The following is a 22,444-nucleotide window of genomic DNA, read 5'->3' on the forward strand; positions in this document are numbered from 1 at the left end:
CCATGTGCTCGAAGGATCGCGCCAATATCAAGGCGTTGCACTCAACACTTGCGTGATCGTCGCGCACGGCAATCCTTGCCGGGGCGACGCTCTTAGTTCCGTCAAGCGGAGGACAAGATGACGCAACTGTTACGTCACCGTGGTTCCCTCAGGACGCCTTGCCGAAGGCGAGAACGTGCAAGCCCAGCCGCTGCTTGACGATGCGGAACAGAAGCACGGTCTCGAACGCCAGCGATAGCGAGGTTGCGGCCGCGGCGCCGTGTCCGCCGAGGCGCGGCACCAGCAGGATGCAGAGCACGAGGTTCAAGACGAACGCCGCCGCGTAAGCGGAAGCACAGGCGCGCTGCTGGCCCAGCATGTTGAGAAGCCGCTCCACCGGACCGATGGCCGCGCGGACCACGAGCCCGACCGCGGCGATGAACATGATGTCATATCCGGCCGTGAACTGCGCGCCGAACAGCCATAGCAGCGGCTTGCCCAGCGCGAGCAGCACCAGGGTCGCGGCCAGCGACGGCCAGAACGTCCATTTGATCGCATGCGCGACATAGGCCGACAGCCGCGCCTTGTCGCCGAGCGCGTGATACTCGGCGAAGCGATGCGCCGTGGTCGCCGACATCGCGTAATGGATGAACGACACCAGCGCGAGCGTCTTCACGACCGCGAAATAGATGCCGACCTCCTCCGATGAGCGGAACTGCTGCAGCACCAGCACGTCGGTGTAGGACAGCAGGAGATAGAAGCTCTCGACCAGCAGGATCGGCAGCGAGATCGCGAGCCAGCCTCTGAGGTCATACTGCTTCGGTCCACTCTCGACATGGCGATCGAGCCGATTGTTCAGCACCAGCATCTGGCCGAGCATCGCGATCCAGACGGCGGCGGCGCTCGCGGCCATCGCCGCGGTCGCGCCGAGATCGAAGCCGAGCACGAAGGCGCCTGCGGTGAAGCCGATGATCAGCGTCTGCCGGATGATGAATTGCGGCATCAGGCCGAGCGCCATCCAGTCATGCGAGCGCGCGATGCCGTCCTGGGTGTTGGCGACCACGAAGGCCGGCAGGGTGAGACAGCCGATGTACAGTGGCAGGCGCTCGCTGTCGTCGATCCACGGCGACAGCAGGGCGAGGAGACCGGCCAGCAGCAGCGCCGCACAGCCGGACGTGGCGAGCGTGAGCCAGCGGCCGCCGGACAGGAAGCCGCGCAGCAGCGCGTGCTGGTTCGCCGCGCGGTAATCCGGGATGATCTTCTGCGCCGACGAGGCGATGCCAAAATCGAGCATGCTGCCGAGCAGCAGCACCCAGGTCCAGACATAGACGTAGGTGCCGTAGTCCGAGCCACCCATCCAGCGCGCCAGCAGGATCTGGCTGAGATAGGCCAGGCCGGCGCTCAGCACGCGGATGAGGAAGATGGTGCCGGCCAGCCGCCGCGTCAGCGAGGCCTCGCCGCTGCCGCCAAGCGCGGCAAGCCGTGTCTTCAGCCGGGCGAGAAGGCCTGGGGAAACGGGGTCGTTGCGGGTGTCCATCACGGCCACGGCACGGGCTCCACGGCCGCGCGCTGGCGGCGATGGGGCTTCCTATCAACGCATCGTTAAGAATCGGTTGGATCGCCAGCCCCGGCTCGCCGAAGGCGCGATTACGGCAGGTTGACGTTGAACTCGTAGGCCTTGTCCGGCCCGACCAGCGTGAACTTCAGCGCTGCACCATCGGGCTTCACGCCCGGCGGCACACCGTCGAGCTCGAAGGCGAAGCGTGTGATTCCCGGCGTGCCGCTGTCGCGCGCGGTCGGGATCGGCAGCGACCAGTCCGGCGTCGGTCCTTCGACATACAAATGAACGCCGCGCCCCTCGGGCGCCGCCACGTCGACGATGACATCCTTCTTGCCGTCGCGCTTGACGTCATGAATCGTGACCGGATTGGGGTCGCCGATATTGGCGGGCTTGGGCACGGCATCGAGGGCCGCCGACAGGGCGGTGTCCTCGGTGCTGGCGACGCTGGTGAAGGCGAGCTCGGCCTTGGCGTCCACCGGAATGCAGATCTTCTCGCACACCGCGTAGCTGATGTCGGCGCGCAGGATCATCGGTTTGTCCGCGCTCTTGCTGACGATGCGCAGCGGCAGCACGATCTGGTCATGATAGCCGAGCGAATGGCCGCCCGCGCCGTCGTCGAACTTGGTCGGAGCCGGCCACAGAACCGTCACGGCTTCGACGTTCTCCGACTTGGAGAAGTCGAACCGCGGCGGCACGCCGGAATCGCCGGGCGTCCGCCAATAGGTCTTCCAACCCGGCTGCAGCTGGATCGCGATGCCTCCGAGCAGCACCGGGCCGCTGCGCGAGCCTGCGAGCAGGCGCACGGCCGAGTGGCTGTCGCGCTGCCAGGGGGAGGAGTCCTGCGCGCGCGCGTCGACCGCGAGCGAGCTCGACAGCATTGCGGCGATCAACAGTGTGGCGGAGTGGTGAGGAACCAAGGCGGACATGAAACGTCTTTAGTGTGCTGTTCAGCCGCAAACCATTGAATTGCTTGTGAGGCAGTTTTCGCTGCGGGGACCTGAACCTTGATTGACAGATGCGCATCCCAATATCAGGATATCAGCGATCATGAGAGTCCTTGCGGATGAATCCTGAAGCAAAACGGCTCGGCGACATTCGCCGCAAAGTCACCGGGATCGGCGATCAAGCCTCTCACGGCGGTTATCTCGATGGCCAGCTGCTGGTCGCGATGCCGGTGATGGGCGATTCGCGTTTCGAGCGCTCCGTGATCTATCTGTGCGCGCATTCGGCGGAGGGCGCCATGGGTATCATGGTGAACCGGCCGGCCGGCAGCATCGATTTCCCGCAGCTCCTGATGCAACTCAATATCATCGGGAAGAGCGACCAGATCACGCTGCCTGACAGCGCCGAGACGATGAAGGTGCTGAGCGGTGGTCCGGTCGATACCGGCCGCGGTTTCGTGCTGCATTCGAGCGACTACTTCATCGCCAACGCCACGTTGAAGATCAATGACGGCGTCTGCCTGACGACGACCATCGACATCCTCAAGGCGATTGCCAAGGGCCAGGGGCCGAAGCACGCCATCCTCGCGCTCGGTTACGCAGGCTGGCGCGCGGGCCAGCTCGAGGAGGAGATCCAGGACAATGGCTGGCTGCATTGCGACGCCGATCCTGAGCTGATTTTCGGTGACAATGTCGAAAGCAAATACGATCTGGCGCTGCGCAAGATCGGCATCGATCCGGGCATGCTGTCCAACGCCGCGGGCCACGCGTAAGGCGGCTTTTCCAATACTTTGGTCCGGTCTGACCGGAGGTGCAGACCCGAGCTGTCATCGTCCGCGCAGGCGGACGATCCGGTACGCCATGACATCTCGGCTCGAGATCGTCTGCCACGGCGTCCTGGAGGCTCCGCCTTCGCGGAGCATGACAGCGGTGGAGACGGCCAGGCTCCGCGCCGAGGTAAGAGGGCTCCGCGAAGCAATCCAGAGCCCTGCGACCCCTCTGGATGGCTTCGTCGCTTCTCTCCTCGCAATGACGGCCTCTCCGGAACGAAGTCGCTGAACCAGCGCTACTCCGCAGCCTGCTGCGCGACCGTCGGCTCCGTCCCGGCCACGGTGGCCCGGCGCATGTCGCGCGGCTGCGATTGATCGTAGCGACGCACGCGATGCACGGTCTGGCGGTTGTCCCACATGACCAGGTCATGCAGTCGCCATTTGTGCACGTAGACGAATTCCGGCTGCGTGGCGTGCTCGGTGAGATCGCGCAGCAGCAGCCGTCCCTCCGGCATGCTCATGCCGACCACGGCGCCGGCATGCGATGACAGATACAGCGATTTGCGGCCGTGGGCGGGATGCGTGCGGACCAGCCGCTGCCTGACGGGCTTGAACATCTTCTTCTCCTCGTCGGTGTAGTCGAGGAAGCCGAGCGAGCCGCGCGAATACATCAGCGAATGTTCGCTGACGAGATCATCGATCTCGGCCTTGGTCTGCTCGTCCAGCGCGTCGTAGGCCGCACGCATGTCGGCGAATTCGGTGTTGCCACCCTTCGGGTTGACGATGCGCGCCGACAGGATCGAGTACTTCGCCGGGATCGGCCGGAACGAGCTGTCGGAGTGCCACAGGCAGTTGCCGAGGTTGAACAGATGCGTGCGATGATCCGGCGGCAGCGGCTTGCCGTCCTTGCCGAGATTGGAGACGTCGTTGAGGCCGGTGGTGAGACGGTAGTCCTCCTTCTTCGTCACGGTGCCGCCGCGCGCCTTCTCCCGGTCGCCGAAATTCAGCGCAAAGGCGAGCTGCTGCTCGTCACCGATGTCCTGATCGTGGAAGACGAGCACCGCGTAGTGATCGATCGCGGCCTGCAGCTCCGCGACCTCATCGCGCGTGAGCGGATGGCGCAGATCCACGCCCGAGACTTCACCGACGAAATGGGGGTGTAGCTGCCGGATGGCGATGGCCATGGCGTTCTCCTTGCGTGTCCTCGTCGCGGCGGATCTGTCGGTCCGCTTCTCACCCGAAAGGCTACGCCGGCGCTCTGCGAAGTCAACGCAGGCACCGGGGAGACGCGCGCACGGCTGTCATGCCAGCGCGGCAGATGTCAGGCGTTGCGGGCCATCAGCCCGCCATCGACCGGGATCACCGCGCCGGTGATGAACGAGGCTGCCGGCAGGCACAGGCTCAGGGTGATGTGCGCGACCTCCTCGGGATCGCCGTAGCGGCCGAGCGCGGTGCGGCGCCGCGCATAGATCGCCTTCTGCTCGTCGGGGATGCGCGCGGTCATCGCGGTCGTGATCGGTCCAGGGCAGATGCAGTTCACGGTGATGCCGTCGCGGCCGAGCTCGACCGCGAGCGAGCGCGTCAGCCCGGTCACGCCGGCCTTGGCTGCGGAATAGGCGCTGTGCAACGCGGTGGCGCCGAGCGCCTCGGTGGACGCGATATTGACGATGCGTGGGTGCTTGGACCGGCGCAGATGCGGCAGCGCCGCGCGGATGACGCGCTGCTGCGCAGTCAGCATCACCGCGAGCCCTTGCGCCCAGGCTTCGTCATAGGTCTCATCGTCGATCGCCACCCGCACCGAGATGCCGGCATTGTTCACGACGATGTCGAGGCCGCCGAACTGCGCAGCCGCGCTGCTGACGACGGCCGAGATCGCATCGCGATCCGTCAAGTCGAGCGGCCAGGCTCGCGCAGTTCCGCCCGCGGCGACGATAGCAGCCGCAACGGCGCGCGCGCCATTCTCGTCGATGTCGGTCACTGCGACCTGCGCGCCTTCATCCGCGAATACCCGCGCGGTCGCGCGGCCCATGCCGGACGCCGCACCCGTCACCAGGACGGTCAATCCCTTCACCGATCGGCTGAGCTGCTTGTGGTCGGACATATTTGCGGCCCGCGGAAATTCCTGCATCACGATCTCATGATCGAATTAGCATCAAACACATCGGTGCGGTAGGCGCGCGTCGGACATGCGCATCTACGCTACGGCCTGGTATCGATCTGGCCGACGCGAAGCACCGTGCAGATGCCGCTCACTCAACTTTGCCGCAGTGCCACCTATCATCCGGCGCGGAAGTCCCCACGTTCTCTGACGCACTGCGTGTGCGTTGCCCCCGCAAGCTCAAACGGAGTCATCATGGCCTCGCGAAAGACATTCATGGCGTTCGTGGCCGCTGGCTCATGGCGATCTCTCATGCGCATGCCGACAGCATCAATGCGGGCAATCGCCGGCCCAGCACGAGCCAACCCTTCAAGGCGGAAAACATCGCCAAATTCGATACGCCATGGGCGATCGCGTTCCTGCCGGACGGGCGGATGCTGGTGACGGAGAAGCCGGGCCGCATCTTCGTCGTCACCCCAAGCGGCGAGAAAACCGAGATCGGCAACGTCCCCGCGGTGGCGGTACGCGGACAGAACGGTCTGCTGGACGTCGCCGTCTCGCCGAGCTTCGCGACGACATCGCAGATCTACATCACTTACACGGAGCCGAGCACGGAGGGCAGCCGCCTCGTTCTGACCCGGGCCGTTCTGTCGCTGGTCACTGATCGCACCGCGCTGACGGATCCGACCGTGATCTGGCGCCAGACGCCGGCCGGCGGCGGTGGCCAGCCCGGCGGCATCATCGCCTTCGATCCGCAGGGGACGCATCTGTTCCTTACGGTCGGCGACCGCATGCAGCCGACCAGCGCACAGGATCCGCGGCAGGCGCGCGGCAAGGTGCTCCGGCTCAATCTCGACGGCTCCACGCCATCGGACAATCCGCTCGCCGAGGACAAGGGCGTGCCGGCCCAGACCTGGACGACGGGCCATCGCAATCCCTATGGCCTCGCATTCGCGCCGGATGGCAAGCTCTGGCTGCACGAAATGGGACCGCGCGGCGGCGACGAACTCAACCTGATCGAGCCGGGCAAGAACTACGGCTGGCCGCTGGTCTCGAATGGCGACAATTACGACGGCACGCCGATTCCGCGCCATGCAACGCGGCCGGATCTGACGGCGCCGCCGCTCTATTGGGACCCGGTGATCGCGCCGGCCGGCCTCGCCTTCTACGATGGCGCGATGTTTCCGCAATGGAAGGGATCCGCGCTGATCGGAGGCTTGCGGTCGCAGGCGCTGGTGCGCGTGGCGTTCCGCGCCGACGGCCAGCCGGACGAAGCCGAGCGCTGGGACATGGGCCAGCGCATCCGCGACGTCGCGATCGCGCCGGATGGTGCCGTCTGGATCATCGAGGACGACTCGCCCGGCCGCCTGCGACGCTTGACGCCGGCGAAATAGACGGGGTCTGCAGCGCGTCGGCGCAAGCCGCGGCCGCGTTGACAGCGTGGGGTCTGCTCTCCACGCACGTCGAAACAAACAACAAGACGAGGGCAGGGGAGATGAACGCGCTGGATTTCTCAGGGCGACGGGTGCTGGTGATCGGCGGCTCCAGCGGCATCGGTAACGGCATCGCGCAGGCGTTCCGCGCGCAAGGCGCCCGCGTCGCGATTTGCGGCACGCGGACCCGTGCGGCCGACTACCGCGCCGAGGATGGTTCCGATCTCGAGGGCCTCGACTATCATCAACTCGACGTCAGCAACGCCGCAGCCATCGAAGCGTTCGCGCCGGGCCTCGACCGGCTCGACGTGCTGGTGCTGGCCCAGGGCGCGGTGCTGTATCGCCGCGGCGAGTTCGCGATGGACGGCTTCCGCAAGGTGATGGAGGTCAATCTCATCAGCCTGATGGCCTGCGCGACGAAGTTTCACGGCCTGCTGTGTGATACCAAGGGTGCGCTGATCATCGTGTCGTCGACGGCGGCGTATCATTCGACGATGGGCAATCCCGCTTACAATGCCTCCAAGACCGGAGCCGTCGGGCTGACGCGGACGCTGGCGGAGGCGTGGGCCGGTGACGGCATTCGCGTCAACGGTATCGCGCCGGGTCTGGTCGATACCAAGATGACCAAGGTGACGACCGCCAATCCGCAGCGCCTCGAAGGCGCCCTGCAGCGGATTCCGCTGAAGCGGCTCGGTACGCCGCAGGACATGGCCGGTGCGGCCTTGTTTCTCGCCTCACCGCTGTCGTCCTACATCATCGGCCAGACCATCGTTGTCGATGGCGGGCTGATTTTGTAGTTCGTCGGAACCGTCGCCGCCCGAGCCAGTTAGCAGAGCGGAAAGCCCCGCAAACGCGAGACAAGGAGAGGCGGCGATGGATACGGATCGGTTGACCGGAACGGCGAAGGATGTCGCAGGCAAGGTCGAGGGCGGCATCGGCGAGATGACCGGCGACAAGAGCACGCAGGCGTCTGGCCGCGCGCGCGAGGCGTCGGGCGTCGTACAGAACCTCTACGGCCAGGCCAAGGACGCCGCCCGCGAGGCCGGCGATGCCGCGATGGACTATGCGAAGGACACGTTCGGCAGCAGCACCGACAGCCTGCGCGACGGCACCCAGGCGCTCACCAAGCGCGTGCAGGACAACCCGATGGGCGCCCTGCTGGTCGCTGGCGGCATCGGCTTCCTGCTGGCGATGCTGATGCGTCCGAGCCGGCCGCAGCCGCAGCGCTGGCGCTACTGAGCTGATCACAGCCAGCGATTTGGACCAAACAAATGGCCCGCATTCGAGAGCGAATGCGGGCCGTTTCGTTGTCTCGCTCGCGCGTTGCGAGCGGCTGCGTCATGTCAGCGCGGAGCTCCGTCGAGCACCGCGGCCGAACGGCCGACCGCAGCCGGTGGACGCGGCGGGGCGTTCGGATTACGCGCCGTCGGCGGCCTGGCCGGGGCCGGCTGCTGCTGTTGCGGCGCGCCGAAGCCGAAGAAGTCGCGGAGCCCCTGGCCGGCCTGGCCGTTCTGATTCGGCTGTTGAGTTTGGCCCGGGGCCCCGGGGGTCGTCAGCCGCTTTGGCCGCTGCTGCGGCGGAAGCTGGCCGGGAGCCGTTTGCTGCGTCTCCGTGGGCGATGTCGCCGCGACGGGCGTATCCGGCTTGTTGAGCTCCTTTGGCGGCTCCTTGGCCTGCTCGCGGCCGACCTCACGGCGCGGCCAGATGAAATCGTCCGCACGCCCTGCGGGCGGGCTCAGCGCCTCGCCCTTGACCAGGGTTCGCGAGGCCAGCGCATCCACCGCCGCTGGGCGTGAGCCGGGTCCCCCCAGCAACTGATCGGTGCCGACGGACGAAGCGACCAGCGGCAGAATCGGGCCGGCGACCGGGCGCGGCGCCGGCTGACCCGGAACGGCATTGGCGTCCGGGGTCGCCGGCTCGGTCGGCAGTTCCAGCGGCGTGGAGCGGGCGGCCAGCAGCCGGTTGATCTCGCGCTCGGCATAGTGGGCAAGCTTGCGGGCGCCGGGCTTGGTGAAATAGACGCCGTCATAGGAGCGCAGCTGGCGGATCTGGCCCTCGAAGTCCGGGCCCTTCTGCAGGAAGCGCCCGGCTTCGTCGACGAAGCCGTCCCAGACGTCGACATAGGTGATGCCGGCCTTGCCGGCGGCGTCGCGATACAGCGAATCCAGGAACAGCATGTCGGCCGTGCCCTTCGGACCGCGCACGGCCGGGAGGCCCACCCACAGCACCGGAACGCCCTTGCTCTTGGCGACCGCGATCAGTTCCTCGATCTTCTTGGTGTAGAGCTCGACCCAGCGCTCGTCGCGAAACTCGTACAGCGCGCCCGGCGCGCGCGGCGTCTTCTCCGGGGCGGCGATGACAGGCGTATCGTTGTCGGCCTCGTCCTGCGGCAGCTCGCTGTCGGCCGGCTTGGCGGCCGTGTCGCTCTTCGGATCGGCCTTGGCGTCGGACTTGGCGTCGGACTTGGCGTCGGACTTGGCATCACCGGATTTCGCATCACCCGGCTTGCCGTCGGCTCCCTTGGCATCACCCGGCTTCGTATCCCCAGGCTTGGCCTTGGCCTCCTTCTTGGCCTTGTCGGCCGCGGCCTTCTTGTCGTCCGGCTTGTCGGTCTTCTCGACCGCCGGCTCGCGAATCGAGAGGCGGTCGTTGAGGCCGAGCATGATCACGATGGCGTCGGCGCGCTCGGTTGCCAGAATGCTCTTTGCGGCTGCGGTCCAGTCGGCCGGCTCGCCCTTGGGCTGGTACTTGATCAAGCCGGAATTGGTCTTGATCTTGCGGGTCACGCCCATGTCCGGCTGCTCGGAATAGGCGTCCTCGAGACCATAGGCGAGCCAGTCGGCCATGCCGTCGCCGAGCACCAGAACGTAGCGCTCGGGCGCGGCGGCATTGTCGCGCTTCTCCGGCGCCGGCGCCTTGGAATAATCCTGGATGACCTTCTTGGGTTGCTGCGGCTGGTAGGGTGAGAAGAAGTCGCCGCCGAACCAGCCTCCGCCACCGCCGCCGCCGCGCGGCGCCGGTCGTGGCGAGGCAAACGGGTTGAAGTTGAAGAATTGGGCCGAGGCCGGGCCAGTGATGCCGACCAGCATGGCGACGACAACGGCCAGCACGACCGCCGGGCCGGGCTCGTTCAGCAGCTTCAGGATGGATTTCAGCTTTGACATGCGCACCCGTCCGCAGCCGTCGCGCGGCAAATCGTGACAACCCATATAATAGGACCGGAATCAGGCCGCAAACGGGCATTCACCTGTTGGTGTTGACGGGTCGCGGTATTTGCCGTGGAAGGTTACCGCGCGCCGGCGCATCGCGGGCGATCAGCGGCCACGCAGCCGTTCCAGCACGTCCGTGGTGGCAAAACCGTCCGCCGGCGCCCCGATCGAGGCCTGGAAGTTCCGCAGCGCCTCGCGGGTCTGGCCGCCGAACTGGCCGTCCGGCGTTCCGCGGTAGAATCCGCGGTTCGCCAGCAATTGTTGCAGCTCCAGCCGCTCCGCCCGGGACAGGGTGCGCTCCTCGCGCGGCCAGGCCTGCACGAAGGGCGGGGCGCCGCGCAGCCGGTCGGCGAAGTGGCCGATCGCCAGCGCATAGGCCTCGGCCGGATTGTATTTCATGATGACGCGGAAATTCTGCAGCATCAGGAAACCCGGGCCCTGGGCGCCCGCCGGCGCCAGCAGATAGGCCTTCTCGGTGGTCGCCGGGAACGGCTGGCCGTTGGCGCGGCGCAGGCCGAGCTGTTCCCATTGGGCGAAGCTCATGGTCTTGGCGCGGTCGGCCAGCATGAAGTTGAAGCCCTGCGGCAGCACGACCTCGTAGCCCCAGCTCTGGCCGCTCTGCCAGCCGTCCTTCTTCAGATTGTTGGCGGTCGAGGCGATCAGGTCGGCGGGATTGTCGACGACGTCGCGGCGGCCGTCGCCGTCGGCGTCCACGGCGAAGCGCTTGAAGGCAGTCGGCATGAACTGGGTCGGGCCGAAGGCGCCGGCCCAGGAGCCGCGCAACTGTTCGGGCCTGAGATCGCCGCGGTTGAGGATCTCCAGGGCCGACAGGAACTCATCCTTGAAATAGGCTTGGCGGCGGCCGATGCAGGCGAGCGTCGCGGTCGACTGCAGCACGCTGCGGTCGCCGATCTGGGTCGAATAGTTGGATTCGATGCCCCAGATCGCCGCGATAATGAAGCGGTCGACGCCATAGGCGCGCTCGGTGGCGTCGAACTGCGGCTTGTATTTGGCCAGCACCTCGCGGCCCTTGGCCAGGCGATTGTCGTTCACCAGGATGTCGAGATAGTCCCAGATCGACTTGGTGAACTCCGGCTGGGCGTCGAGCAGATCCATGATGCGCAGGTCGGGCGTGAGGCCCGCCGTGAAGCGCTGGAAATTGTCCTGCGTGATGTTGCGCCGTGCGGCATCTGGCCACATGCCTGCGACGCAGGCGTCGAAATTGCCGGCGGCCTCGCGGATCGCCGCCGCCGTCATCAGCGGATGGCCGGAGGCACCGTCCTCGCCGCTCCAGGGCTGCGGCCCCGAGACGGAGGGCGCCTGCGCGGGCGCGGCGGCGCCGGGATTGTCCTTCGAAAGGGTACCCGTGAACAGGCTGTCGAGGAAGTTCAGCGGATTGCCGGATTGCGCGTTGGCGGAACCGGACACCGTCGCCAGGGCCGCGGCCACCACCGCCATCCGCATTCCGGTCCTCAAGGCTGCCAGCATGACGTTGCGTCGCATCTTCAATAGGTCCATCTCAGGGTGGGCCACAGGAGGCCCGGACCTGCTTAACGGGAGATTAACAAGGTTAATCGTTTCTCAGCAGCGAAATATGGCCGTGCCATCGCGCCTCGAACGGAACCAGTCGACCAACATCCGCCTTTGTTCTCGGCTGCAAACGAGCTACCAAGATGCGATCGATTTCGCATTCATTCGTCACAAGGTTTAATCAGGCCCCATGAAGATCCGCAAAGCCGTTTTTCCGGTCGCCGGTCTCGGCACCCGCGTCCTTCCCGCCACGAAGGCGATGCCGAAGGAGATGCTGACGATCGTCGACAAGCCGCTCATCCAATACGTCTTCGACGAGGCGAAGGAAGCCGGCATCGAGCATTTCGTGTTCGTCACCGGGCGCAACAAGACGGCGATTGAGGATCATTTCGACCGCATGTACGAACTCGACGCGACGCTCGCGGCGCGCGGCAAGAAGACCGAGATGGAAATCCTGGCGCGCGACCAGCCGGAGGCCGGCGCCGTCAGCTTCACCCGCCAGCAGGCGCCGCTCGGTCTTGGCCACGCCGTGTGGTGCGCGCGCGACATCGTCGGCGACGAGCCGTTCGCGGTGGTGCTGCCGGACGAACTGGTGCTGAATTCTCCGGGGTGCCTGGCGCAGATGATCGCCGCCGCCAACAAGCTGCCCGAGAAGAGCAATGTGCTCGCCGTGCAGGAAGTGCCAGCCGACCAGACGCATCAATACGGCATCTGTGGCGTAGGCCCGCGCGACGGCAAGATCTTCGAGGTCGACGGCATGGTCGAGAAGCCGGCCAAGGGCACCGCGCCGTCGAACTTCTCGATCACCGGCCGCTACATCCTGCAGCCTGAGATCTTCAAGATCCTGGCGACGCAGGAGCGCGGCGCCGGCGGCGAGATCCAGCTCACCGATGCCATGATCGGCCTGTCGAAAACGCAGAAATTCTACGGCGTCGATTTCGACGGCGAGCGGCATGATTGCGGCTCGAAGTCCGGCTTCCTGAAGGCCAACATCGCCTTCGGCATGGCCCGCGCGGATCTGCGGGACGGCCTGCGCGCCGACATGCAGAAGTACCTCGAAGCCAAGAGCTAGAAGCCAAGAGCTAGAAGCCAAGAGCTAGAAGCCAACAGCTAGATGTGACGCCGCGCGCGCCGCGTCACGCCGCCAGCGAGCCCGGCGGCTGCGGCTTCGGTGCGGCCACGCTGATGCAGCGATTGCGGCCCGCGGCCTTCGCCATGTAGAGCGCGCGGTCGGCCGCGTTCAGCAGGCTGCTCCAGTCGGCATCGCGCGTCGGCGTCACGCTGGCGACGCCAATGCTGATCGAGGCGTTGCCGGCCTCGCCGGCCCACAGCGCGACCTTGATACGGATCGTCTCGGCGACATGCAGCGCATCCTTCTCCGCCGTGCCCGGCAGCAGCACCGCGAACTCCTCGCCGCCATAGCGCGCGGCGCAGTCGCCGGCCCGCCGCACCGAATCCGAGATGCAAACGGCGATGCCGACCAGCACCTGGTCGCCGGCCTGATGCCCATGCGTGTCGTTGTAGCTCTTGAAATGATCGGCATCGATCATCAGGAGCCCCAGCGGCACCTGGGCCCGCTGCGCGCGCCGCCACTCGATTTCGATGGTCTCGTCGAACTTGCGCCGGTTCTTCAGGCCGGTCAGCGGATCGGTGGTCGCGAGCCGCTCGAGCCTGGACTCGACCCGGGTGCGCAATTGAATCTCGCGCGCGGCGACCTGTGTCGCCGCCAGCACGAAGACGATGAGCGCCAGCATCATCGCGCCGATCTGCGCCGCCTCGTTGCGCCAGACGGCGTAGACGCCGTCCCAGGTCCGGCTCGCCACCACCACCAGCGGATCATTGCCGCTGCGCCAGACCAGGAGCCGCGATGGGTCGTCCAGCACGCCAGCGCTGGACAGCCATCCGCTCGGCTCCGTCAAGATGCGATTGACGGCCGGCGCCCGCGCCAGGTTGCGGCCGATCGCGGCGGGGTCGAACGGCGCGGTCACGACGACGGTGCCGTCGCGCCCGAGCACCGTCAGGCCGACACCCGCGGGGAGCGTCAGCCGGCTGAACAGGTCGCGGAAATAGCTGAGGCGGATCGAGCCGGCGACGACGCCGACGAAGCGACCGTCAGCCGCGGAAATGCGGCGGCTCAGAGCAATGGAATAGTGCCCGCGCTGCTGCGCCGGCCTGCTGACAAGAAGGCCGACATCGGCGCGGTCGCGCTGGACGTGGAAGAAGTCGGCGTCGCCGCGGTCCTCCGGGGACGGGTCGAGCGTGGCCGAGTCGATGGTGAGGCGACCGTTGGCGTCGAACACCTGGATGGCGCCGAAATATCGCGCGGTGGATGCGCGGTCGAACAGGATCAGTTGGCGGATCGGCTTGCTGACCTCGTTGATTTCGGGCAGCAACATGTTGGCGCCGACCGCGCGCAGCGACAGATCGTACAACTCGATGTTGCGGCTGATGTCGGCGCCGATGCCGGCTGCGAGATTTTCCAGCGACTGTCGGGCGCGGATCTCCTCGCCACGGCGCAGGTCGATCATCATGCTGGCGCAGATGGCCGAGAAGCCGATGATGGTGGAGATGGAGCAGGTGACGAGCGTGCGGGCCGAGAGACGCCAAGGCGGTTTTGCCTTGCCTGTTCGGCGTATCCAGCGCATCGGCTCGTCCCATCCCCCGTGGGTTTCCGTCCGTAGACCGACGGATAACCTCCGAGTAACGCATGTTAGGTTAACGAGCGGTTGCGTTGGCCTGGCTTGTCGTCAAGACAGGTCGACAGCCGCTTGCCGAATGGAGTCGAACCTTGCCCGACTATGATGCCCTGAGCGACTACCTCAAGCGGCAGACGCGTCCCGAACTGGTACTCAGCATCGACGAGATCGAGGAACTGATCGGCGACAGCCTGCCGCGGGCCGCTCAGCGGGCGTCGTGGTGGGACAGCCTGCGCAGCCCTCAGGAAAAGATGCCGCAGCGCGAGGCCTGCCTGGCCGCGGGCTATGTCGCGACCCGGCTGCCCGACGGCACCGGCGTCCGTTTCCGCAAGCTGAAGCCACCGCGCTGAAACAATGTCGTCGTCATTGGCCCGGATCGTGCCTTCCGCCGGATGCAGATGGCCCAGGGGGCGCCCGGCATGAAGGCACGAGGGCAGCGCGATCGATGGTGCCGACAATTTGGAGGAGAGACAGTCATGGACGAACAGGACCTGCGCCGCGAGATCGCTGCGGTCAAAGAAGGGCGGCTGTCACGCCGCGATTTCGTTCAGCGGGTGCTCGCGGCCGGGCTGACGGCACCGCTGGCCGGCATGATGCTGGCGCATTCAGGGGTGGCGATGGCCGCGCAGGCGTTTCCGTACAAGCCGACCAAGGCCGGCGGCGGCGGTCCGCTGCGCATCCTGTTCTGGCAGGCGCCGACCCTGCTCAATCCGCATTTCGCGATCGGCTCCAAGGACCAGGAAGCCTCGCGCGCCTTCTACGAGCCGCTGGCGGGATGGGATGCCGACGGCAATCTCGTGCCGGTGCTCGCCGCGGAAATCCCAACTCTCGCGAACGGCACGCTTGCGGCGGACGGCACCTCTGTCGTCTGGAAGCTGAAGCCGGGGGTGAAATGGCATGACGGCCAGCCTTTCACGGCCGACGACGTGATCTTCAACTGGCAGTACGCGACACATCCCGAGACCTCGGCGGTCACCATCGCCGACTACAAGGACATCAAGACGATCGAGAGGATCGACGACCTTACGGTTCGCCTCGTATTCGCAAAGCCGACGCCGCAATGGTTCACGCCGTTCGTCAGCGGCCGTGGCGCGATCATCCCGAAACATTTGTTCGCCGACTATATCGGCGCCAAGTCCCGCGAGGCGCCGAACAACCTCAAACCGGTCGGTACCGGCGCCTATCTGTTCGTCGACTTCAAGCCCGGCGACATGCTCACGGGCAAGCTCAATCCCGACTACCACGTGCCCAACCGTCCGTATTTCGACACGCTGGAGATCAAGGGCGGCGGCGATGCGGTGTCGGCGGCGCGCGCGGTGCTGCAGACCGGCGAATTCGACTACGCCTGGAATCTGCAGGTCGAGGACGAGATCCTCGTCAAGCTGGAGAGCGGCGGGCCAGGCGCGGTCGAGATCGTGCCAACCGGCAATCTGGAATTCATCCTGCTCAACGCCACGGATCCCTGGACCGAGGTCGACGGCGAGCGCGCGAGCGTCAAGACCGGGCATCCCTTGTTCTCGGATCCCGCGGTGCGCGAGGCGATCAACCTGCTGATCGACCGCGCTTCGATTCAGAAGTTCATCTATGGTCGCGGCGGCATCGCCACGGCGAACGCCGTCAACAATCCCGAGCGCTATCGCTCGCCCAACATGCGTTTCGAGTTCTCGGTCGAGAAGGCCAACCAGATCCTGGAGAACGCCGGCTGGAAGAAGGGCGCGAACGGCATCCGCGAGAAGGACGGCAAGCCGCTGAAGATCGTATTCCAGACCTCGACCAATGGGCCACGCCAGAAGAACCAGGCGATCATCAAGCAGGCCTGCCAGAAAGCCGGCATCGAGATGGAGTTGAAATCGGTGGTCGGCTCCGTGTTCTTCTCCAGCGACGTCGCCAATCCCGACACCTATGCGCATTTTTACTGCGACATGGAAATGTATCAGATGACGATGGCCTCGCCCGAGCCGCAGGCCTTCATGAGCCAGTACGTATCGTGGGAAGCGGCGAGCAAGGCCAACAAATGGCAGGGCCGCAACATCGCGCGCTGGCAGAACAAGGCGTATGACGATCTCTACAACGCGCTGACGGTCGAGCTTGATCCGGTCAAGCGCGCAGCGCTCTACATCAAGCTCAACGATATCGTCTGCTCGGAACGCCACGTGCTTCCGGAGCTGAACCGGCCGCGCATCTCCGGCATCCGCAAGGGGCTGCAGACGCACTCCTCGGGCTGGGACAACGACCTCTGGCAATTGCCGAACTGGTATCGCGAGAGCTGAGCACATTCGCTGGGCTGTATCCGAACACCCCGGCTGTGGCTGCCACCATACCGGGGTGAGTTCCAGTTTCCGGAATTCCGGAGGGCTGCTCTTGCTGCAGCTGCGAGGTGCGACAATCGTTCCATTCCTTATTATGAAATTGGCCCGGATTCTGCTTTGACAGTCGCTCAGAAGGCTGATCCAATTTTGTGCAGCTCCGCGAAGATGCTTGGCGGGGCGCTTTTTTTGGCATTCAGCACCACACTGGAGTCGATGAATGAACGAGCGTGACCTCCGTAACCAGATCGCTGATGTCAAAGCGGGGCGCCTGTCGCGGCGCGATTTTGTGCAGCGGATGATGGCTGTGGGGCTGACGGCGCCGATGGCCGGCACGATGCTCGCGCATTCCGGCGTCGCCTTCGCGGCGGACTCGATGGAGTACAAGCCGACCAAGGCCGGCGGCGGTGGTCCGCTCAAGCTCTTGTTCTGGCAGGCGCCGACGCTGCTCAATCCACACTTCGCCAACGGCACCAAGGATCAGGAAGCCTGCCGGCTGTTCTACGAGCCGCTCGCCGGCTGGGACGCCGACGGCAATCTCGTGCCGATCCTCGCCGCGGAGATTCCGAGCAAGGAGAACGGCCTGCTCGGCGCCGACGGTCTCTCCGTCACCTGGAAGCTGAAGCAGGGCGTGAAGTGGCACGACGGCAAGCCGTTCACCGCCGACGACGTCATCTTCAACTGGGAATACTCGGTCAATCCCGACACCGCCGCGGTCTCGGTCGGCAGCTATCGCGGTATCAAGTCGATCGACAAGATCGACGATTTCACCGTGAAGCTGAACTTCAAGGCGCCGACGCCGTTCTGGGCCGATGCCTTCGTTGCAGCCTACGGTCTCGTCATTCCGAAGCACCTGTTCGCTGATTATATCGGCGGCAAGTCGCGCGAGGCGCCGGCCAATCTGAAGCCGGTGGGCACCGGCCCGTACATCTATGTCGACTTCAAGCCGGGCGATTCGATCTCCGCCAAGCGCAACCCCGACTACCATCAGGCGAACCGGCCGTATTTCGACTCGGTCGAGGTCAAGGGCGGCGGCGATGCCGTGTCGGCGGCCCGCGCGGTGCTGCAGACCGGCGAATACGACTACGCCTACAATCTCCAGGTCGAGGACGAGATCCTCACCAAGCTGGAAGCCGGCGGCCAGGGCAAGGCCCAGCTCACGGTCACCGGCCACATCGAGTACATCGCGCTCAACGTCACCGATCCCTGGACCGAGGTCGATGGCGAGCGCGCGAGCGTCAAGACCAAGCATCCGTTCTTCACTGATCCGGCGGTGCGCAAGGCGATCAACCTCCTGATCGACCGTGCCTCGGTGCAGAAGTTCATCTATGGCCGCGCCGGCGTCGCGACCGCGAACTTCCTCAACAACCCCGAGCGCTTCCGCTCGCCGAACAACAAGTTCGAATTCTCGATCGACAAGGCCAACCAGATCCTGGAGGAGGCCGGCTGGAAGAAGAACGCATCAGGCATCCGCGAGAAGGACGGCAAGCCGATCAAGCTGGTGTTCCAGACCTCGATCAACGCGCCGCGCCAGAAGAACCAGGCGATCATCAAGCAGGCGTTCCAGAAAGCCGGTATCGAGGTCGAGCTGAAATCGGTGGTCGCCTCGGTGTTCTTCTCGTCGGATCCGGCGAACCCCGACACCTACCCGCACTTCTATTGCGACATGGAGATGTATCAGACCACCATGCCGCAGGCCGACCCGCAGTTCTTCATGAACCAGTTCACCTCGTGGGAGGTCGCCAGCAAGGAGAACAAGTGGCAGGGCCGCAACATCTCGCGCTGGCAAAATAAGGAGTATGACGAGACCTACAAGCAGGCATCGAGCGAGCTCGACCCGGTCAAGCGCGCGGCATTGTTCGTCAAGCTCAACGACCTCGTGGTGCAGGACAACTACATCCTGCCCGAGATCAACCGGCGCAACTGCATCGGTCTGAAGAACGGCATGGTCGTGAACAAGAGCGGCTGGGACAACGACCTCTGGCAGATCGCCAACTGGTATCGCGAGACCTGATCGCGCCATCAGCATGACCAGCCAGACATCGTAGAGGTGGAGCGATGGGAAACTACCTTCTCAGGCGCCTCATCGTGGCCGTGCCGAGCCTGCTCGGCATCAGCCTGATTCTGTTCGTGCTGCTTGCGCTCGCGCCGGGTGATCCGTTCGGCGAGCTCGCGAGCAATCCGAACATTCCCCCGGAGGTCCGCGAGGCCCTGCGCATCAAGTTCGGCATGGATGATCCGATCATGGTGCGCTATTTCCGCTGGCTGCTCGCCATGCTGCATGGCGACTGGGGCTTCTCCTTCGCGAGCCGCGTCAACGTCGATACGCTGATCCTGCAGCGGATTCCGGCCACGCTCTACGTGGTCGGCACCGCGCAGCTCTTGGCGCTGATCGTCGCGATCCCGGTCGGCGTGCTGGCGGCGCGCCGGCCCTATTCGATCTTCGACCAGATCGCCAACACCTTCGCCTTCATCGGTTTCTCGCTGCCGACCTTCTTCACCGGCCTGCTCCTGATCCTGGTGTTCTCGGTCAATCTCGGCTGGCTGCCGTTCGTCTACCGCGCCGACATCCCGGCGACGGGGTGGATATGGTGGTGGGAAAATTTCAAGCAGGCGGTGATGCCGGTCACCGTGCTCGGCCTCTACCAGGCCGCATCCTACACGCGGTATGTCCGGTCGGCCGTGCTCGACGTCATCAAGCTCGACTACGTCACGACGGCGCGTTCCAAGGGGCTCGACGAGAGCAAGGTGATCGTCAAGCACGTGGTGCGCAATGCGCTGATCCCGGTGGTGACCCTGGTCGCGCTGCAGATGCCCACGGTGTTCGGCGGCGCCATCGTCACCGAGCAGATCTTCCGCATTCCCGGCATCGGCTCGCTCCTGATCAGCGCGATCCTCGCCAACGATACGCCCGTCATCATGGCGGTGACCTTCGTGTTCGCCTGCCTCGTCGTCCTGTTCAACCTCATCGCCGATATTCTGTATGGCTGGCTTGACCCACGCATCTCCTTCCGTTGAAGCGGCGGTCGCGCCGGCTTCGAAAAAGCGCCGCTTCTCGCCCGGGCGCGATGCGGTCCGACGCTTCCTGCGCCACCGCCTCGCGGCCGTCAGCATCGTCGTGCTGGCGCTGCTGGCGCTCGCCATCATCGTCGGCCCGTGGATCTGGCGGGTGCCGATCAACGAGATCGACTTCACCGCGCGTCTCGCGCCGCCGTCCTGGGAGCATCCGTTCGGCACCGACGATCTCGGCCAGGATCTTCTGTCGCGCATGATCTATGGCGGGCGCATCTCGCTCGCGGTCGGTTTCGCCGCGATGGCGGTCGGCCTGTTCGTCGGCGTCGTCATCGGCGCTGTCGCCGGCAACTCGAAAGGCCCGGTCGATGCCGCGCTGATGTGGCTGACCGACCTGTTCCTGTCGCTGCCGCAGCTGCCCTTGCTGCTGCTCGTGATCTATCTGTTCCGCGATCTCTTGAAGGGGATCGTCGGCCCGGAAGGCGGCACCTTCGTGCTGATCGTGCTCGTCATCGGCGGCTTTCGCTGGATGCCGGTGGCGCGCCTGGTGCGCGCGCAGTTCCTGTCACTGCGCGAGAAGGAGTTCGTCGAGGCCGCCCGCGCGCTCGGCGCCTCCAACCTCCGCCTCGTCGTCCGCCACATCCTGCCGAACGCGCTGGGACCGGTGATCGTCGCCGGCACGATCGACGTCGCTGCGGCGATCATCGCGGAATCGACGCTGTCGTTCCTCGGCCTCGGTTTCCCGCCGGACATTCCGACCTGGGGACGGCTGTTGTTCGACGCCAAGGACTATCTCGACATCGCGCCGCATTGGGCGCTGTTCGCCGGCGGCGCGATCTTCCTGACCGTCATCGCGATCAACTTCATCGGTGATGGCCTGCGCGATGCACTCGATCCGCGGAAGGTGATGTGATGGACGCGCGCGTCGCTCCGCTCCTCGAGATCAAGGGGCTGAAGACCTATTTCAACAGCGACGAGGGCCAGGTTCAGGCCGTCGACGGTGTCGACATCTCGATCGGCCACGGCGAGACCTTGTGCGTGGTCGGCGAGTCCGGCTCGGGCAAGACGGTCACCGCGATGTCGGTGCTGAAGCTGATCGCGATGCCGCCCGGCCGCATCGCCGGCGGCCAGATCCTGTGGAAAGGCCGCGATCTCGTGCCGCTGCCGACCTCCGAGCTCAATCGCATCCGCGCCAGCGAGATCGCGATCGTGTTCCAGGAGCCGATGACCTCGCTGAACCCGGTCTACACCGTCGGCGATCAGATCGCCGAGGTGATCCGGTTGCATCAGGGCCTGTCGAAGAAGGCGGCGATGGACCGTGCCGCGGAGATGCTGGCACTGGTGCAGATCCCCAATCCGCAGCGCCGCGTGCACGACTATCCGCACCATTTCTCCGGCGGCATGCGCCAGCGCGTGATGATCGCGATGGCGCTGTCGTGCAATCCCAAGCTCCTGATCGCTGACGAGCCGACCACCGCGCTCGACGTCACGATCCAGGCGCAGATCCTCGACCTGCTGCTGGACATGAAGGAGCGGCTCGGCATGTCGATCATGCTGATCACCCACGCGATGGGCGTCGTTGCCGAGGTCGCCCAGCGCGTCGTGGTCATGTATGCGGGCCGGGTGGCCGAGGAGGCGCCGGTCGAGCGCCTGTTCGCCAATCCGCGCCATCCGTACACGCAAGGCCTTATCCGTTCGATCCCGCGCATCGATCTCGCTGCGGTCAAGAAGAGCCGGCTCGAGAGCATCCCGGGCAGCGTGCCGAAGCTGGTCAATCCGCCCGAAGGCTGCCGCTTCGCCTCGCGCTGCCGCTTCGTCATCCCCGACTGCAAGCGTGCGCAGCCTCCGCTGCGCGAGATCGAGCCCGGCCACAAGGTGGCGTGCATTCGCGCCGAAGAGACGCTGCTGTGATGACCGACACTGCCATTGCTCCCGCCGCCGCTTCGGCGCCGCTGCTCACGGTGCGCAACCTGACCAAGGCGTTTCCGATCAAGGGCGGCCTGTTGAAGCGCCAGATCGGCAGCGTCCGCGCCGTCGACGGCGTCAACTTCCACATCGAGCCGAGCGAGACGTTCGGCCTGGTCGGCGAGTCCGGCTGCGGCAAGTCGACCACCGGACGCTGCGTGCTCCGGCTGATCGAGCCGAGCTCGGGCGAGCTCTCCTTCGAAGGCAAGGACGTGATCTCGCTGTCTGGCGAAAACCTGCGCGCGCTTCGCCGCGACATCCAGATCATCTTCCAGGACCCTTACGCCTCGCTCAATCCGCGGATGACGATCGGCGCGATCATCGGCGAGGCGCTGACGATCCATGGGTTGGCGTCCTCGCGTCAGAAATACGAGGAGCGCATCGTCCATCTGCTGGAGACCGTCGGCCTGCAGGCCGATCACATGACGCGCTATCCGCACGAATTCTCCGGCGGCCAGCGCCAGCGCATCGGCATTGCCAGGGCGATCGCGGTCGAGCCGAAGCTGATCATCTGCGACGAGCCGGTGTCGGCGCTCGACGTCTCGATCCAGGCCCAGGTCATCAACCTGCTCGAGGATCTGCAGCAGAAGTTCGGCATCGCCTATCTGTTTGTCGCGCACGACCTCTCGGTGGTCGAGCACATCAGCCGCCGCGTCGCGGTGATGTATCTCGGGCGCATCGTCGAGACCGCGCCGTCACGCCAGCTCTATTCGACGCCGAAGCATCCCTACACCGAGGCGCTGCTGTCGGCGGTGCCGATCCCGGATCCCAGCATCAAGCGCAAGCGCGTCCGGCTGAAGGGCGAGGTGCCGAGCCCGATCAACCCGCCGTCAGGCTGCCACTTCCACACCCGCTGCCCGATCGCCAAAGACATCTGCAGCAGGGAAGTGCCGCCCCTCAAGGCGAGCGACGAGGGCCACCTCGTCGCCTGCCACTTCCGCTGA

Annotated in this window: 19 protein-coding genes; 12 read left to right on the forward strand and 7 right to left on the reverse strand. The window is 65.7% G+C overall.

From position 1 onward, the window contains the following. Window positions 1-148: 148 nt before the first annotated feature. Window positions 149-1,525, reverse strand: coding sequence for a lipopolysaccharide biosynthesis protein (locus BRADO_RS05045; RefSeq protein ID WP_011924239.1), 1,377 nt, complete (start codon window positions 1,523-1,525; stop codon window positions 149-151). A gap of 101 nt (window positions 1,526-1,626) precedes the next feature. Beyond that, window positions 1,627-2,466 (reverse strand): protein-disulfide reductase DsbD domain-containing protein, encoded by an 840-nt coding sequence (locus BRADO_RS05050; protein WP_011924240.1) that lies wholly within the window; start codon window positions 2,464-2,466, stop codon window positions 1,627-1,629. A gap of 137 nt (window positions 2,467-2,603) precedes the next feature. Between BRADO_RS05050 and BRADO_RS05055 the strand changes: the two genes are divergently transcribed. Beyond that, window positions 2,604-3,254 carry a YqgE/AlgH family protein gene (locus tag BRADO_RS05055; RefSeq protein WP_041756114.1) on the forward strand — a complete coding sequence of 217 codons (651 nt, stop codon included), beginning with the start codon at window positions 2,604-2,606 and terminating at the stop codon, window positions 3,252-3,254. 293 nt (window positions 3,255-3,547) lie between these two features. On the opposite strand, the gene BRADO_RS05060 is transcribed toward BRADO_RS05055, so the two are convergent. Beyond that, entirely contained in the window at window positions 3,548-4,435 is an 888-nt protein-coding gene (locus BRADO_RS05060) for a TauD/TfdA family dioxygenase (RefSeq protein WP_011924242.1), read from the reverse strand. 137 nt (window positions 4,436-4,572) lie between these two features. Next, window positions 4,573-5,352: an SDR family NAD(P)-dependent oxidoreductase gene (locus BRADO_RS05065; protein WP_041757316.1), complete on the reverse strand. Its 780-nt coding sequence runs from the start codon at window positions 5,350-5,352 to the stop codon at window positions 4,573-4,575. A 296-nt stretch (window positions 5,353-5,648) separates the two neighbouring features. On the opposite strand from BRADO_RS05065, the gene BRADO_RS05070 reads away from it, so the two are divergent. The 3 genes from BRADO_RS05070 to BRADO_RS05080 all read left to right on the forward strand — a co-directional run bounded on the left by BRADO_RS05070 (window position 5,649) and on the right by BRADO_RS05080 (window position 8,021). After that, window positions 5,649-6,743: a PQQ-dependent sugar dehydrogenase gene (locus BRADO_RS05070; protein ID WP_011924244.1), complete on the forward strand. Its 1,095-nt coding sequence runs from the start codon at window positions 5,649-5,651 to the stop codon at window positions 6,741-6,743. Between the two features lie 101 nt (window positions 6,744-6,844). Beyond that, window positions 6,845-7,579, forward strand: a complete 735-nt coding sequence (locus tag BRADO_RS05075; RefSeq protein WP_011924245.1) for an SDR family NAD(P)-dependent oxidoreductase — start codon at window positions 6,845-6,847, stop codon at window positions 7,577-7,579. Window positions 7,580-7,655: 76 nt separating this feature from the next. After that, on the forward strand, window positions 7,656-8,021 hold the full coding sequence (locus BRADO_RS05080; RefSeq protein ID WP_009029865.1) for a CsbD family protein: 366 nt from the start codon (window positions 7,656-7,658) through the stop codon (window positions 8,019-8,021). A 104-nt stretch (window positions 8,022-8,125) separates the two neighbouring features. On the opposite strand, the gene BRADO_RS05085 is transcribed toward BRADO_RS05080, so the two are convergent. After that, the gene (locus BRADO_RS05085; protein ID WP_041756115.1) at window positions 8,126-9,946 is read right to left on the reverse strand and encodes a DUF459 domain-containing protein; all 1,821 of its coding nucleotides are present in this window, start codon (window positions 9,944-9,946) and stop codon (window positions 8,126-8,128) included. Window positions 9,947-10,096: 150 nt separating this feature from the next. Further along, complete coding sequence (locus tag BRADO_RS05090) at window positions 10,097-11,494, reverse strand: lytic murein transglycosylase (protein WP_041757317.1); 1,398 nt, start codon at window positions 11,492-11,494, stop codon at window positions 10,097-10,099. A 217-nt stretch (window positions 11,495-11,711) separates the two neighbouring features. Between BRADO_RS05090 and galU the strand changes: the two genes are divergently transcribed. Continuing rightward, complete coding sequence (gene galU, locus BRADO_RS05095; protein ID WP_011924248.1) at window positions 11,712-12,593, forward strand: UTP--glucose-1-phosphate uridylyltransferase GalU; 882 nt, start codon at window positions 11,712-11,714, stop codon at window positions 12,591-12,593. A 64-nt stretch (window positions 12,594-12,657) separates the two neighbouring features. On the opposite strand, the gene BRADO_RS05100 is transcribed toward galU, so the two are convergent. Next, window positions 12,658-14,166: a diguanylate cyclase gene (locus BRADO_RS05100; protein ID WP_011924249.1), complete on the reverse strand. Its 1,509-nt coding sequence runs from the start codon at window positions 14,164-14,166 to the stop codon at window positions 12,658-12,660. 143 nt (window positions 14,167-14,309) lie between these two features. Here BRADO_RS05100 and BRADO_RS05105 point away from each other — a divergent pair, with 143 nt between their 5' ends. The 7 genes from BRADO_RS05105 to BRADO_RS05135 all read left to right on the forward strand — a co-directional run bounded on the left by BRADO_RS05105 (window position 14,310) and on the right by BRADO_RS05135 (window position 22,444). Then, on the forward strand, window positions 14,310-14,567 hold the full coding sequence (locus tag BRADO_RS05105) for a hypothetical protein (RefSeq protein ID WP_011924250.1): 258 nt from the start codon (window positions 14,310-14,312) through the stop codon (window positions 14,565-14,567). Window positions 14,568-14,693: 126 nt separating this feature from the next. Next, entirely contained in the window at window positions 14,694-16,487 is a 1,794-nt protein-coding gene (locus tag BRADO_RS05110) for a peptide ABC transporter substrate-binding protein (RefSeq protein WP_041756116.1), read from the forward strand. A 256-nt stretch (window positions 16,488-16,743) separates the two neighbouring features. After that, window positions 16,744-18,537 carry a peptide ABC transporter substrate-binding protein gene (locus BRADO_RS05115; protein ID WP_011924252.1) on the forward strand — a complete coding sequence of 598 codons (1,794 nt, stop codon included), beginning with the start codon at window positions 16,744-16,746 and terminating at the stop codon, window positions 18,535-18,537. Window positions 18,538-18,581: 44 nt separating this feature from the next. Then, on the forward strand, window positions 18,582-19,541 hold the full coding sequence (locus BRADO_RS05120) for an ABC transporter permease (RefSeq protein WP_011924253.1): 960 nt from the start codon (window positions 18,582-18,584) through the stop codon (window positions 19,539-19,541). Then, entirely contained in the window at window positions 19,507-20,448 is a 942-nt protein-coding gene (locus BRADO_RS05125; protein WP_041756117.1) for an ABC transporter permease, read from the forward strand. Before BRADO_RS05120 ends, BRADO_RS05125 begins: the two co-directional genes overlap by 35 nt. Continuing rightward, window positions 20,448-21,446: an ABC transporter ATP-binding protein gene (locus BRADO_RS05130; protein ID WP_197535374.1), complete on the forward strand. Its 999-nt coding sequence runs from the start codon at window positions 20,448-20,450 to the stop codon at window positions 21,444-21,446. Before BRADO_RS05125 ends, BRADO_RS05130 begins: the two co-directional genes overlap by 1 nt. Beyond that, on the forward strand, window positions 21,446-22,444 hold the full coding sequence (locus tag BRADO_RS05135; protein ID WP_041756118.1) for an ABC transporter ATP-binding protein: 999 nt from the start codon (window positions 21,446-21,448) through the stop codon (window positions 22,442-22,444). The genes BRADO_RS05130 and BRADO_RS05135 overlap by 1 nt, the downstream gene beginning before the upstream one ends.

Source organism: Bradyrhizobium sp. ORS 278 (genome assembly GCF_000026145.1).
Taxonomy (GTDB): domain Bacteria; phylum Pseudomonadota; class Alphaproteobacteria; order Rhizobiales; family Xanthobacteraceae; genus Bradyrhizobium.